Raw genomic sequence first — 12,939 nt, 5'->3', positions numbered from 1 at the left:
TGGGTGCATTGAGTGCGTTTTTGAGTCGGCGCTTCAGCGCCGGTAGCGGGGTGACCGGGCCTGAAAGGCCCGACTCTATTGGGTGCATTGAGTGCGGTTTTGAGTCGGCGCTTCAGCGCCGGTAGCAGGGTGACCGGGCCTGAAAGGCCCGACTCCGTTGCCCCGACTCATTGTAATAGTTCCTTTAGATGGCTTTCTGCAGGAGGGTAGGCCTGCCAAATCTCGGCTGCTTTCTTTCGGCCGACTTCCTTGACGAATGCCTTCACACTAGACCACGGCCACTCTGTCATTTTAGTGCAATAGCCGTCCTTAACAGGATTGTAGTGAAGATAGTTCAGGGTTGTATAAAAGTGTCTCTGCGTGTGGATCAGCCGGTCAAAAGTGCGGTACCAGACTTTTCTCCCTCGTGTATTATCCTCACCATTCCAATAGTAGGAACTCCTTCCGTGCAGCAATCCAATTGACTTTCGAAGTCTTTCAACCCGATCTCCCTCAACCAAAAGGTGGTAATGGTTTGGAAGGAGGCAGTAAGCGTGTATCTGAAAGTCGACTGCTGAAACACATTGGAATAATTCATCAAGAAATTCTGTCATTCGTTTAGATGAACTTCCCATGATTTTTTGGTGAAAATAGTTACTGCTGGTAATGGAAAAATATCCGCTACATCCATCGTGAAAATGCGGAATTTCATGGGCAGGATACCCGCTAAGCATACGCAATTTTAAGATGTGTTGTTTTTCCTGGAGAGTATAACTTTTCCAGTTGTACATCATTTCAAAACGCAGGCATATAGACGGGTCAAGCAACTGGATTAATTGCCTGAATTCGACTAGATGATGTAATTAAGAAGGATGGAACATCGTGGTCCTGAGTCGGCGCTTCAGCGCCGGTAGCAGCGGAACCGGGCCTGAAAGGCCCGACTCTATTGGGTGCATTGAGTGCGGTTTTGAGTCGGCGCTTCAGCGCCGGTAGCGGCGTAACCGGGCCTGAAAGGCCCGACTCCATTGAGTATGACTCATTAAGCCGACCAATAATCCTCTCCGTAGTTGAAGAAGATCTCCTCGCCCGGGGAGATAGGCTCAACAGCCTCGATGCGGGCGGATTTCCAGCGGGTGGAAATGATCATGGTGGCATTGGGGGAGGTTGAGTGGTTGATGTAGCGTGTGTAGTTGGCTTTCGGTCCTTCCCCCACAACAAGGAACTTCGAAGTCAAGGCCATGATGTAGTGGGATCCTGAATACTTACCCGCCAACAATTCATCCCATGTGATGATCTCGCCGGTGTATTGCCCGATCGTTTCCTCCAATCCGATATGAACCTTGGAAAAGAGCCCCAGGCCCGCGCCCGGAATTGTCGATCTACGGACCTCAAAATCATCAGCGGAGTAACTTTTGGGCCGTGGCATTTGTTTTGTTTCGGGATATCGAATGGATCAGCGCAGTGATCCAGCAAGCTGGCGCAGGCGTTGGCCCTGCGGGATTGCCTCGAGGGCGCCCTGTAGCTTTGCCATTGCGGTTTCCCGTTCCTCAAGTTGCCAGTACAGGAGGATCATATTGTACCACGCTGACTCAAACTGCGGATCTGCCTCAACAGCAGCGTTGAGGTGGGAAAGCGCCTTGTTGGGGTCTCCCAGTTCATAATGAATCAATCCGAGGTTGAAGAGGATATCGGGGTTCTCCGGAGCTATCGTCCGACCTTTCTCAAGGGACTCCACAGCCTCGGCCGATTTGCCCATTCCATGTAAGGCAACTGCCGAAACACGCCAGACTTCCGGATTGAGAGGTTCAAATTCTGTTGACCGACGGGCGAACATGGCGGCCTTATCGATATTCCCACGGCTTTGCCAATAGCCGGAAAGCCGCAGCGCTCCCATTGGGGAATCCGCAGTGTGTTCAAGATATTCCTTTAATTCGGCTTCATGATCCTGTGTTGCCGTCCGCATGCCACCGTTTGAAATGGCAGCGGAAATCCTGACAGAGCGGGACGGATCTGTCATGAGAGACTGGCCGGTTTCCGGGCCCAAGGAATCCAATCCGACTGTGCGTACAGCGGTTGAGCGGACCATGGGGTCGGGATCTGATACTGCACCCACGAGTACTTGGAAATTTTCCTGATCGGGTGGGGTGTACTGAAGCATGGAGATAAAGGTCGATTTCCAGAACCGGTTTTTCTCGGTATCGATAGCTGCCCGGAGGCGTGCGTCCGCGCCGGTTGTCCCAGCAAACAAGTCCCGCATGAGAGCGGCCTTGGTTCGCCTGTCGGCGTTCATCTCCGGTCCGTACCACTCGTCGGTATAACGCTTTGCCCATTCGTTGGATTGAGTGTTGTGGCACTGTGTGCAGGCATTCGGGACTCCCATCTCGATTGTCAATTGCGGATCAGGATTACTGAATGAGTGGTCGCGACGACCGTCACGCCCCATGAAATAGGTGACCGGCATGTGACACTCCACACATTGGTTGCCCGTTGAGTCAGTCTTGTGTCGACTATGGGCCGTCGGGTTGATTTTAGGGGCATCGTTGAGGCCGCTGCCGTGGCAACGCATACAGAGCGCATTATTTTCAAAAGGAAGGATATGTCCATTGGTGTGTGGATCATGGCAATCCATACAGGTCACGCCGGCGTGCCCCATCTTGCTCATCATAAGGGAGCCGTAGACGTAGTTTTCCCCGATGACCTGTCCGTCTGGATGGTAAATGCCGGGAACACTGGCGAGGGTGAGTTCGTAGTGATCTTCGAATTCATCACCCGGTCGGAAGCCTTCCTTGGTCAGTTCTTCACGCCGTGCATGGCAGGTGGCGCAGGTTTCCATGATTTGCTCAGGCGAGAGGGTTTCCACGAATGCATTGTTACCATTATGAATTTGATCCATGTGAACATCCATATTTGGATGGCACTGCGCACACGTGATCCCCATATGTGACCATTTGCGCTTGTAAATGTTCTCATCCACATCGTACTTTTTATGGTACTCTGTCATGTGGCAGTAGGCGCAATTGGCGTCCCAATTCATTCCCTGGCCGGTCCAATGTCCCCATTCGCCGCTCATGCGCGGGGTTTCCTCGTCCTTGTCATCAAGCTCGAAGACAGAGAACCACTCCTTTTTCTCCACATCCCAAGCCACGTCATGCGCTTGAAGGCGTCCGTCAGGAGCGAGATGGAGATACTGGATGAGAGGAGTCAGGCCGATGGAGCCAATGACGGGGTATTCCGGAAGGCCCGGTTCTTCCATAATGGGCAGGCTCTTTTGCGATTTCCAATTGATGCCCCGCGCCTGGACAAGTTCGTCTGACACATTCAGGAGACGGTCCCTGTCGACATCGGACAGCGGAGCATTCGCCAATGCGTGATGAGAAGTCTCCCATGCCTCCGTGATTTCCCGATGGCATTCGATGCAGTTGGCGGGGTCCGCGTGAAGTTTACCGGGTGAATCAAACTGTGTCAGGATGGCCTCTACTTCCGGGGCCTCCGAGACGGACGAGTCGGGGCTATAATAAAAAAGGATACCAACGGTGGAGAGAACAAGCAGAGCTATCGCAATCAGCAGGGGTTTTGACAGGCGGACATTGGACATACGGGTGAATTGAAATTTGGCGGGCGGATTTTTGCAATACAAGATGCAGCCCGCTTTCAATCTGCAGATTGAGCCAATTTTCCAAGAAAACCCCTATGGGTTGAAACGAAGCTAGAAGCGCTCTTTCAGGGCCGCATAGGTCTTTCTGAGAGTTTCCTCAGTCGCGTCCCATCCAACACAGCCATCTGTAATGGATTGGCCATAAGTGAGTTCATCCAGCGGTCGTGGAAAGGCCTGATTTCCTCCAATGAGATTACTTTCCAACATGACACCCATGATCGGGGACTCCGGTTGGACCGCCTGACGGGTGACCGATTGCATCACATCCGGTTGCTTGTTCGGGTCTTTTCCACTGTTGTCATGGCTACAGTCGACCATGATGCACGGCAGCAGGCCATTTTTCTGAAGGGCTTCCGTTGCGGAGTGGATTGATTTCTCGTCGTAATTGGTCAGTCCATTACCCCCTCTCAGGATGAGGTGGCAATTTGGATTTCCCCGGGTCGTCAGGGCCGAGGCGAGCCCCTGATGGCTGATGCCTAGAAAAGTCTGTGACTGGGAGGCAGCACGAATGGCGTTGATGGCAACTGTGGTATCCCCGCTGGTTGCATTTTTAAAACCCAATGGCATGGAAAGGCCGGAGGCCATCTGACGGTGTGTCTGCGACTCAGTCGTCCGTGCGCCCACGGCAGACCAGCAGATCAGGTCGGAGATATATTGCGGGGTGATCGGATCCAGCAGCTCCGTTGCCGTGGCCAGATTCAAGGAAAGAACATCATTGAGAAACTGCCGTGCCGTCTTCAATCCTTTTGGGAGGTTGCAACTGCCGTCCAGATCGGGATCCATGATCAGGCCCTTCCAGCCAACGGTTGTTCGCGGCTTTTCAAAATAGACTCGCATCACGATATAAAGGCGGTCCTGCAGTTCCTCCTTCAGCTTGACGAGCTTCCGGGCGTATTCCAGCCCAGCCTCCGGGTCGTGGATAGAACAAGGCCCGACAATGACGAGAAGGCGCTGATCATCGCCAAACAGGATCTTGTGGATGGCCTCCCTGGCAGATGCCACAAAGTTGGCAGTTTCCGCGCTACGGGGTAGCTCGCGGCAGAGGTACTCGGGAGCGGGCAGGACCGCACTGTCGAGAATATTGACATCGGAGACTTGTCGGGCAGTTGAACTCATTTGGCGTAGGGTGGGTCGGATCGCGCGCCGGGCAAGACGAATTTTCTCCCTAGTGGTTGAAGCGCCGCCTTGTTTTGTCTATAGTAATAGATGGAATTGATTCGTGCTTATTTAACCAAGCCATCTGCTGTTCTCCGTTTTACCGGTGAGGACCATGTTGATTTTCTTCAAAGTCAGGGGACCGCCGACCTGCGTGGGCCGATAGGAATTTGTCGCTACACCCTATGGCTTGACCACAAGGGCCTGATCCATGGAGATTCCCATGTCCTGAAAGTCTCCGCCGAGGAGTGCCTGCTTATTTCCTACCTGACTCCTGCTGTCGATCTGGTGAGCAAATTTGACCGGCACATCATCGCCGACGATGTTGAAATAGCTGATGAAACGGATAAATGGAATCTCCTCTCGGTCTTGCCTGACTCGATAGCTTTGCTCCCCCGCGACTGCATGCCCGGGGAAGAAGACAATGTTTTCAATGAGGAATCCGGTTCATATTTCTATCCAGGCAGACGATGCGGTCCAGTTACGGTGGATTGCCTCATCCCTTCCACCGTGGCACTGCCATTCGAGGTAGAGGAGGTTTATGAAGATGATGTCGAAGCAATCCGCATCAAGTCGGGCATCCCTTTTTTGCCTGTGGATATTACACCGGGAAAGTTTAATTCGCTTGAAGCAAACCTCATTTCGCCGCTCTCCTTTGACAAGGGTTGTTACCTCGGACAAGAGGTTGTTGCCCGTGTGCATCGTTTGGGGCGTCTCTCCAGGCGGTTTATTGCCGTATCCGGCCGTGGAGCTGCTCCCCGTGTACCATTCATGCTGGAGGACAACGGACGGGAGATCGGCGCAATTACCTCTGTAGTGAAAAGTCACGACACCTTTCAGGGTATCGGATGGCTCAAGTCACGTTATGAGGATGGGCGACTTGGCATGGGTGGCCTCAATCTGGAGGTTTCCACCCTTGCTTCCTCGTGATCCGGAAAGCCAAAAGACCACTCCGCCCGAGGCTCGAAACCTTAAAGGCTGAGGCCGTGCGGCGTCCTGAGCACCCCATAGTCAAAGCTTTCGGGCACCCCGTCGCGAGCGATTCCGCATCACAAAAGGGATAGGGGAGAACCCCCGCTTTAAAAAAATGCTCATTTCGCAAAAAATTCCGTTGACGAATTGACACTTTCTTAATTGGTTGAGCCTGTTCACTCCGTAATCAATAACATACGAAAAAGGAACCTAAATGAATAAAGCTCAATTGGTAGAATCCGTACAAAAAACGCTGGGTGGTGACACATCCAAAGCAGCCGCCGAACGCGCTGTTGCCGCTGTCATTGATGGCATCGAAAAAGGACTGAAGAAGGACAAGGAAGTCCAGCTCATTGGTTTTGGCACCTTCAAGGTGGCCAAGCGCGCTGCCCGCATGGGTATCAATCCGCAGTCCGGCGAAAAAATCAAGATCAAGGCCAGCAAGACGGTCAAGTTCAAGGTTGGTGCCAGCCTCAAGGAAAAGATTTAATCTAATTCCCTAAGACACCATTTCAAAGGCCCGTGGTTACCCCCCCACGGGCTTTTTTTGTGCCATGCTGTCTATTTCTCGTGGACCGAGGTAATTGGCACGGCCAATGCTTAATCTATCGGGTGTAACATTGGTTTGGTTACATACTATATTGGGGTAATAAATAAGCCGGTCGGGATGGGGTACCCGACCGGCTTTTAAATTACTACGGCCAATGCCGCGTTTTGCTTTTCAAGCTGTCTTAGGAAGCGGCCTTGGCCTTCTTATCGGCCTTTGGCTTCGATGCCTTCTCCTTGGTTTCGGATTCATCCTTGTAGGGCTTTCCGGTCAAGGTGGATATGAATTTCTTCATGGCAGGGGTGAGCACCCGGCCTTTTCGGTGAATAATGGCCAGAGGGCGGACCACATTGGTCCCCTTGATGGGAATAGCTTTGAGCAGATCCTGTTTCACTTCCTGCTTAACCGTTGCCGATGGGACGATGGAGATACCGGCATTGATCTCAACGGCCCGTTTGACGGTTTCAATATTGTCAAACTCCATCACCGGCTCGGCATCGACCTTGTGGTCACGGAACATCTGGTCGGTGGCCTTTCGGGTCGGGATGTCCTGGTCGAAACCAATGAAATTTTGTCCTGCGAGGTCTTCGATTGTGACAGTCTTCTTCTTGCTGAGAGGATTGTCTGGATTGCAGATGAGCACCAATCGATCTTCGAGGAAGGGGATCACATCCAATTGCCGTGTTTTGTTGGGGTAGGCGATCAGGCCCAGGTCTACCGAATTATGGATAATATCCTCATAGACAAGATTTGAGCGGCGGTATTCCACACGCACGTTCACGGATGGGTATTCCTTGAGGAATTTTGTGATGTAGGGTGGCAACTCGTGCAATCCGATGCTATAAATTGTGGAGATGTGTATGGTCCCGCTTATGACCTTCTTCATTTCCTGGAGCTCGGAAGTCAGCTTGTCATACCGGTGCAGGATTTCCTTTGCGCTGTCGTACAGTTTATGGCCCTCACGCGTGAGGCGAAACTGCTTCTGGCTCCGGTCAACGATGAGCACCGCAAAGTGCTTTTCCATGGCACGGAGCTGCTGGCTGACCGCGGATTGGGTCACCCCGTTGAGCTTTGCCGCTCTGGAAAATGACTGGCTTTCGACCAGATCCGAAAAAATCTTAAAGTTTTCAATGTGCATAAATTTTTCTGATATTGGAGTAGATTACTTTTGTAAATATTAATTTTACTTATCGCAACAATTTAATGATATTTATTGAAGTATGGAGTCACGTAAGCAGTTCATAATGAATACAGAGCAGGTCCTTGAGCGGATGGCCAAGGCCTGCCAGCGCTGTGGACGGTCCGCGCAAGAAGTATCGCTAATGGCTGTGACGAAGACACATCCGCTGGAAGCGACGCACTGGGCCCTGGAAGCGGGGTTGAAGCATCTGGGGGAAAACCGGGTGCAGGAGCTTGCCCGCAAGCATCCGCAGGTCGATGATCCTTCCGCCTGCTGGGAATTGATTGGTCCGGTGCAAAGCAACAAAGCCCGCCTTGCTGTCGAGCATGCTGACCGGATCCAGACCTTGGACCGTCTCAAGCTCGTGAATGCCTTCGAGCGCCATTGCGCGGACTTGGGCAAAGCGCGCTTGCGGGTCTTGCTGCAGGTGAATGTGGGTGAGGATCCGGCCAAGCATGGTTGTGAGGTGGCCGAGGCAGCTTCCCTTGTCGAGGCCATCCAGCAGACTCAGCACCTTGAGCTTGAGGGGCTCATGACAATCGGTGAGCTGACGGAGGAGGAGGCTCGCATTCGTTGCACCTTCAGCCGCTTGCGTGAACTGCGTGACCGGTTATCTGCCGGAAGCGGTCTGGCCTTGCCCGTTCTCTCCATGGGCATGACAGGCGATCTGGAGTGGGCCATTGAGGAAGGCAGCACGCTGATCCGGGTCGGTACGGCATTATTCGGGGCGCGGGAATAGGGCTTACGGATTGAGAGATGGCGCAATGGGCCAGAATACGTAGCTCAGGCTGACGGACCCGCAGCGCGGGGATGGATGCCTGGGTGGTGATGATGGACCCTGCGTAGCAATTCAGAGTCGGCAGGATTCGTCCTCGTGATTTGGGCGGGCGTGCACCCCCTCGTATGGTTCGGCAGCGAAGGGCTGCTCTCCGCGACCATCGATTAGGAGGTGGCGATCACAAATATCGAAAAAGTCCTTCACTTCACGACCCCGTCGCATCTCATGAAGAAAGCGTCCATCGGGATCAACACCCTGACCGACAAAGTTGAGGAATTTCTTCATTCGGTTCAGGCGGTTGCGATCGGGTAGTCCCGGTCGTTCAGCTGCTTTCCACAGGTCATCAATATAGGCCCGCACATCCCGCAGGAGAGGGGTGAATGTGGGTTTAGTCCCGTCTTCGCGGATCTGCCGGAAAATCCATGGATTACGGATGGCCGAGCGCCCGATCATGACTCCGTGGCAACCGGTGCTCTCTTGGACCCGCTTCGCCTTTTTCGCAGAGAAAATATTTCCATTGGCAAAAACGGGGCAATTCACGTGTTCCACGGCGAGCTGGATCCGCTCGTAATCCACATCACCCCGGTACATTTGTTTAACTGTCCTGCCGTGGATGCTGAGGGCGTCCACTCCATATTCATTCACCAGGTCAAGGATTGCCTTGTAGTGGCGATCATCCTCAAAACCGATCCGCATTTTGACGGTGAAGCGCCCCTTGCAGGTTTCCCGCAGGGTGGCAAAGATTGATTCTACAGAATCGGGATCCCGCAGCAGGCCGCCGCCGACATTTTTCCGGTAAATTTTCGGTGCGGGACACCCCATGTTGAGATCAACCCCGGCGATGGGCAAGTCCTGCAGGGCCTGCGCGGTCCTTTTCAAGTGGAAGGTGTCTTCGCCAATCATTTGGGCGAAAACCGGGCGACCGGTGTCGTGGTGCAGGATGGAATCAACAATCGGCTGGTCGAGAGTGGAGTGCCCGTGTACCCGGAAATACTCGGTGAAAAAATAATCGGGCACCCCGTATTGTCCCAGAAGGCGCATGAATGTGAGATCAGTCACATCCTGCATAGGGGCGAGGGCGGTTGGCAGGCTACCGGGCTCGAGAGGGTCGGGCAGGGGAAGCGGGTGCGACATCCGGATCAGCCCTGTTCCTTGAGTATCCGCTCAAGTAGCTCGGTCATGTCCTCTTCGGATTCGAGAACCTTATGCGATACGTAAATGGGGCGCTCGTCGTGCAGGGCGAGGGCAATGGCATCGCTCGGACGTGAATCAATCTCGCAGATTTTCGCCTCGAGCTCATTCTCCATTTTCAAAATCATGCGCGCGTAGAAGGTGCGGTCCTTGACGTCATTGATAATAACACGCTGCAGGCTGACCCCGAGGGCCACGAAAACATTGCTGATCAGGTCATGGGTGATGGGACGCTCGCGGTCGACATCGTTAATGATCATGGAGATGGTGTTCCCGATCTGGGAATCGACATATATGATAAATGTCTTTTCCTCCGGGCCAATAAACAAGGCACAGCCGTTGGAGGTCGGCATGACCCCTTTAATGGTGACCTTGATTACATCATTATCCATGCATCAGTTATATGGCAGGTTGCCCTGTAGACGCAAGCGAGTGATGCAGAAAAGACGCTTGAAGGATGGGCAGCTCTCCCTCAGGAATTTTCGTATGCAAGGCAAAGGCCAGCCCAATATTTATCTGATCGGCTTCATGGGAGTCGGCAAGAGCGCCGTCGGGCGTAATCTGGCCCGGGCGATGCGGATGCAGTTTATTGACTCGGACTGGGCCATCGAGCAAGTCGCTGGAAAATCCATTTCAAAGATTTTTAAGGAAGACGGGGAGGCCCGGTTCCGTGAACTCGAACGGGAGTTTGTCGAAACGGGGCATCCGGAGACCGGGGTTGTCGTGGCGTGTGGAGGCGGCCTTCCGGTCCAGCCGGGCATGAGCGATTTACTGAAGCAAAAAGGGGTTGTGGTCTGTCTCTTTGCTCGCCCGGAAACCATCATGGCCCGAACCATCGGCAATCCAAAGCGCCCCTTGCTGAATGTGGAAAATCCCGAGGAGCGCATCACGGAACTAATGGCCGAGCGGGAGCCAATTTATATGAAGACGGGAATTGGGGTCACAACGGATGGAAGAGGCATCGCCGAGGTTGTCAGTAACATCACCCGGATCTATCGGCGTGAATTGCGGTTAAGATGAAGGGGCTGTTGTCATACGCCGGCCTTGCCTTGAACATCCTCATCCGGTTTCTGCTCCTCACAGCTGCCATCACGCTTGCTGGAGCGCTTTGTGGAGCGGTGCTATTTGTTTTGGTCGGTATGCTTTGGAATATGGATTTCACGCTTGGCGAATTGATCCGCAACGGGCTCTTTGACGGAGGCTTTCTCGCTCTCATCTGGGCACCGGGAATCAGCTTTGTGGCCCTGGTGGTCCAGGCACATAAGCGAAAAGAGAATTCAGGGGCCTAAAATTCCTAATGGGCTTGACAGGGGTGATTAGTATTTCTAAACGAAATGCAGCTTCAGGATTAGTAATGTTAATTTAAGAATTAACGCTCCTTTTCTATTCACTCCAAATTCGAAACCCAAAAGTACAATGAGCGACACGACCAAAGAAACAATCGCCCCCGGCTGCGATTACCCCCTCAACGCGACGCCCCTTACAGAAAACAAGGACGTCCTCCGCTGGGTTGACCGCATTACCCGCCTCCTCAAGCCGGATCGAGTCCATTGGGTGGACGGCAGCGAGGAAGAAGCCCAGGCCCTCTTCAAGATGATGGTCTCCAAGGGCCATGCCATCAAGCTGAACGAAGAGAAGCGCCCCAACAGTTACCTTTTCCGTTCCGACCCGAAGGATGTGGCCCGCGTGGAAAGCCGCACCTTTATCTGCTCACCCTCAAAGGATGATGCCGGACCAACCAACAACTGGATGGATCCGGAGAAGATGAAGAAAAAGATGAACGAGCTGTCCGACGGATGCATGAAGGGCCGCACGATGTATATCATTCCCTTCAGCATGGGGCCGGTCGGATCACCCATTTCCAAAATCGGTATTGAAATCTCCGATTCTGCATACGTGGTCGTCAATATGCGCATCATGACGCGCGTCTCGAAGGGCATTTATGATGTCCTTGGTGACAGCCGCGACTATGTCCGGTGTATCCATTCGGTCGGCTCGCCGATCAACAAGCCGGAAGATGACGTGCCATGGCCTTGCAACCCGGAAAACACCTATATTGCGCACTTTCCGGAAGATAAGACCATTCTCTCAATTGGTTCGGGATACGGTGGCAACGCCCTGCTCGGGAAAAAGTGCTTTGCCCTGCGGATTGCAAGTACGATTGCCCGCGTCGAGGGCTGGATGGCCGAGCACATGCTTATTCTCGGTGTGAAGGATCCACAGGGTCGCAAGACTTATGTCACCGCCGCCTTCCCGAGTGCCTGTGGAAAGACCAATTTCGCGATGCTCATCCCGCCAAAGCCGCTCAAGGACCAAGGCTGGGAAGTCAGCTGTATCGGGGACGACATTGCCTGGATCAAGCCGGACGAAGAAGGCAAGTTGCGGGCAATTAATCCGGAAGCTGGATTTTTCGGGGTAGCCCCGGGCACCAGCATGGAGACCAATCCGATGGCGTTGGAATCCTGCGGCCGCGACACGATTTTCACCAATGTGGCCCTGACAGATGATGGCGATGTCTGGTGGGAAGGTATGGACGGCGAGACGCCGAAGCACCTGATCGACTGGAAAGGGAACGACTGGACTCCGGGGACCAAGGATGCCAACGGCAAACCGGTCCTTTCAAGCCACCCGAACAGCCGCTTTACCGCACCGGCTCGCAATTGCCCGGTCATTGATCCCGAATGGGAAAATCCGGCCGGTGTCGAAGTGGGTGCGATTGTCTTTGGTGGACGTCGCATGACCACGATCCCGCTGGTTTTCCAGAGCTTCAATTGGCAGCACGGGGTTTACCTCGGGGCAACCGTTGGTTCGGAACAGACCGCTGCGGCGGAGGGCAAGGTCGGCTCGATGCGCCGGGATCCGTTTGCCATGCTTCCCTTCTGTGGATACCACATGGGCGATTACATTCGTCACTGGCTCAAGATGGGCAAGACGATCAACGAGCCGCCGCGTATGTTCCACGTCAATTGGTTCCGCAAGACGGAAGACGGCAAGTGGCTCTGGCCCGGCTTTGGCGAAAATACCCGCGTCCTCAAGTGGATTGTCCAGCGCGTCAATGGCGATGGCCATGCAATGGAGACCGCGCTTGGCTGGATGCCCCGCAAGGATGACCTCGATTGGGAGGGACTCGAATTTTCTGATGAGGATTGGGATGAGCTCATGAAAATCGACAGTGAGACGCTGCTCACGCAAACCCTTGGCCACGAGGAGCTGTTCCTCAAACTGTGGGATCACCTGCCGAAGGAGCTCCTCTGGCAACGCGACCTCCTCATTGCACGATACTAAAACGATTTCAGCTTAGTAGTTTGTTTATTGGTTAGAGAGAAACATTAGCCCCCCTGAGGCCCCGGCAAAGTCCCCGCCTATGCGATGGATGGTGCCGGGGCCTTTTTTTTGGGCTCCGCCCCGCCACCCAGGCATCGGGCTCCGCAATGCGGAACCCTCAACCTGGGCTAGATATGCCAGCCCTTCGGGCGGCTATG

13 protein-coding genes are annotated in these 12,939 nt (G+C 53.7%); 6 read left to right on the top strand and 7 right to left on the bottom strand.

Going from position 1 to position 12,939, the window contains the following annotated elements; translation table 11 throughout:
• Positions 1-167: 167 nt before the first annotated feature.
• The 4 genes from G0Q06_RS14910 to G0Q06_RS11480 form a co-directional block, all read right to left on the bottom strand.
• On the bottom strand, positions 168-593 hold the full coding sequence (locus G0Q06_RS14910) for a transposase (protein ID WP_425496125.1): 426 nt from the start codon (positions 591-593) through the stop codon (positions 168-170).
• Positions 594-1,018: 425 nt separating this feature from the next.
• Positions 1,019-1,405, bottom strand: coding sequence for an SET domain-containing protein-lysine N-methyltransferase (locus G0Q06_RS11490; RefSeq protein ID WP_163966064.1), 387 nt, complete (start codon positions 1,403-1,405; stop codon positions 1,019-1,021).
• Positions 1,406-1,432: 27 nt separating this feature from the next.
• Positions 1,433-3,574 carry an ammonia-forming cytochrome c nitrite reductase subunit c552 gene (locus G0Q06_RS11485; protein WP_163966062.1) on the bottom strand — a complete coding sequence of 714 codons (2,142 nt, stop codon included), beginning with the start codon at positions 3,572-3,574 and terminating at the stop codon, positions 1,433-1,435.
• Between the two features lie 111 nt (positions 3,575-3,685).
• Positions 3,686-4,750 carry a 3-deoxy-7-phosphoheptulonate synthase gene (locus G0Q06_RS11480; RefSeq protein ID WP_163966060.1) on the bottom strand — a complete coding sequence of 355 codons (1,065 nt, stop codon included), beginning with the start codon at positions 4,748-4,750 and terminating at the stop codon, positions 3,686-3,688.
• A 90-nt stretch (positions 4,751-4,840) separates the two neighbouring features.
• On the opposite strand from G0Q06_RS11480, the gene ygfZ reads away from it, so the two are divergent.
• Together ygfZ and G0Q06_RS11470 are read left to right on the top strand one after the other, a co-directional pair.
• Positions 4,841-5,719 (top strand): CAF17-like 4Fe-4S cluster assembly/insertion protein YgfZ, encoded by an 879-nt coding sequence (ygfZ, locus tag G0Q06_RS11475; RefSeq protein WP_163966058.1) that lies wholly within the window; start codon positions 4,841-4,843, stop codon positions 5,717-5,719.
• Between the two features lie 256 nt (positions 5,720-5,975).
• Positions 5,976-6,251, top strand: a complete 276-nt coding sequence (locus G0Q06_RS11470; protein WP_163966057.1) for an HU family DNA-binding protein — start codon at positions 5,976-5,978, stop codon at positions 6,249-6,251.
• 241 nt (positions 6,252-6,492) lie between these two features.
• Here G0Q06_RS11470 and G0Q06_RS11465 read toward each other — a convergent pair whose 3' ends face one another.
• Entirely contained in the window at positions 6,493-7,446 is a 954-nt protein-coding gene (locus G0Q06_RS11465) for a LysR family transcriptional regulator (RefSeq protein WP_163966054.1), read from the bottom strand.
• Between the two features lie 106 nt (positions 7,447-7,552).
• Here G0Q06_RS11465 and G0Q06_RS11460 point away from each other — a divergent pair, with 106 nt between their 5' ends.
• Positions 7,553-8,227: a YggS family pyridoxal phosphate-dependent enzyme gene (locus tag G0Q06_RS11460; RefSeq protein WP_238710762.1), complete on the top strand. Its 675-nt coding sequence runs from the start codon at positions 7,553-7,555 to the stop codon at positions 8,225-8,227.
• Between the two features lie 111 nt (positions 8,228-8,338).
• Here the strand turns inward: G0Q06_RS11460 and G0Q06_RS11455 are convergent, their stop codons facing one another.
• Together G0Q06_RS11455 and G0Q06_RS11450 are read right to left on the bottom strand one after the other, a co-directional pair.
• Positions 8,339-9,400 (bottom strand): tRNA dihydrouridine synthase, encoded by a 1,062-nt coding sequence (locus G0Q06_RS11455; protein ID WP_238710748.1) that lies wholly within the window; start codon positions 9,398-9,400, stop codon positions 8,339-8,341.
• Positions 9,401-9,405: 5 nt separating this feature from the next.
• Entirely contained in the window at positions 9,406-9,849 is a 444-nt protein-coding gene (locus G0Q06_RS11450; protein ID WP_163966051.1) for a bifunctional nuclease family protein, read from the bottom strand.
• A 43-nt stretch (positions 9,850-9,892) separates the two neighbouring features.
• Here G0Q06_RS11450 and G0Q06_RS11445 point away from each other — a divergent pair, with 43 nt between their 5' ends.
• From G0Q06_RS11445 to G0Q06_RS11435, 3 genes are all read left to right on the top strand, one after another.
• Positions 9,893-10,477, top strand: a complete 585-nt coding sequence (locus tag G0Q06_RS11445; protein ID WP_238710746.1) for a shikimate kinase — start codon at positions 9,893-9,895, stop codon at positions 10,475-10,477.
• Positions 10,474-10,746: a hypothetical protein gene (locus G0Q06_RS11440; RefSeq protein ID WP_163966050.1), complete on the top strand. Its 273-nt coding sequence runs from the start codon at positions 10,474-10,476 to the stop codon at positions 10,744-10,746. The genes G0Q06_RS11445 and G0Q06_RS11440 overlap by 4 nt, the downstream gene beginning before the upstream one ends.
• 127 nt (positions 10,747-10,873) lie before the next feature.
• The gene (locus G0Q06_RS11435; protein ID WP_163966048.1) at positions 10,874-12,742 is read left to right on the top strand and encodes a phosphoenolpyruvate carboxykinase (GTP); all 1,869 of its coding nucleotides are present in this window, start codon (positions 10,874-10,876) and stop codon (positions 12,740-12,742) included.
• Positions 12,743-12,939 lie beyond the last annotated feature (197 nt).

Source organism: Oceanipulchritudo coccoides (assembly GCF_010500615.1).
Taxonomy (GTDB): domain Bacteria; phylum Verrucomicrobiota; class Verrucomicrobiia; order Opitutales; family Oceanipulchritudinaceae; genus Oceanipulchritudo; species Oceanipulchritudo coccoides.
This window is presented reverse-complemented; position numbering and strand designations above follow the sequence as displayed.

Excerpts from the sequence above, each read along its gene's own strand:
- G0Q06_RS11460 (WP_238710762.1), top strand. The coding sequence starts at position 7,553 with ATGAATACAGAGCAGGTCCTTGAGCGGATGGCCAAGGCCTGCCAGCGC.
- G0Q06_RS11485 (WP_163966062.1), bottom strand. The coding sequence starts at position 3,574 with ATGTCCAATGTCCGCCTGTCAAAACCCCTGCTGATTGCGATAGCTCTG.
- ygfZ (WP_163966058.1), top strand. The coding sequence starts at position 4,841 with ATGGAATTGATTCGTGCTTATTTAACCAAGCCATCTGCTGTTCTCCGT.
- G0Q06_RS11480 (WP_163966060.1), bottom strand. The coding sequence starts at position 4,750 with ATGAGTTCAACTGCCCGACAAGTCTCCGATGTCAATATTCTCGACAGT.
- G0Q06_RS11490 (WP_163966064.1), bottom strand. The coding sequence starts at position 1,405 with ATGCCACGGCCCAAAAGTTACTCCGCTGATGATTTTGAGGTCCGTAGA.
- G0Q06_RS11465 (WP_163966054.1), bottom strand. The coding sequence starts at position 7,446 with ATGCACATTGAAAACTTTAAGATTTTTTCGGATCTGGTCGAAAGCCAG.
- G0Q06_RS14910 (WP_425496125.1), bottom strand. The coding sequence starts at position 593 with ATGACAGAATTTCTTGATGAATTATTCCAATGTGTTTCAGCAGTCGAC.
- G0Q06_RS11435 (WP_163966048.1), top strand. The coding sequence starts at position 10,874 with ATGAGCGACACGACCAAAGAAACAATCGCCCCCGGCTGCGATTACCCC.
- G0Q06_RS11445 (WP_238710746.1), top strand. The coding sequence starts at position 9,893 with ATGCAGAAAAGACGCTTGAAGGATGGGCAGCTCTCCCTCAGGAATTTT.
- G0Q06_RS11450 (WP_163966051.1), bottom strand. The coding sequence starts at position 9,849 with ATGGATAATGATGTAATCAAGGTCACCATTAAAGGGGTCATGCCGACC.
- G0Q06_RS11440 (WP_163966050.1), top strand. The coding sequence starts at position 10,474 with ATGAAGGGGCTGTTGTCATACGCCGGCCTTGCCTTGAACATCCTCATC.
- G0Q06_RS11470 (WP_163966057.1), top strand. The coding sequence starts at position 5,976 with ATGAATAAAGCTCAATTGGTAGAATCCGTACAAAAAACGCTGGGTGGT.
- G0Q06_RS11455 (WP_238710748.1), bottom strand. The coding sequence starts at position 9,400 with ATGTCGCACCCGCTTCCCCTGCCCGACCCTCTCGAGCCCGGTAGCCTG.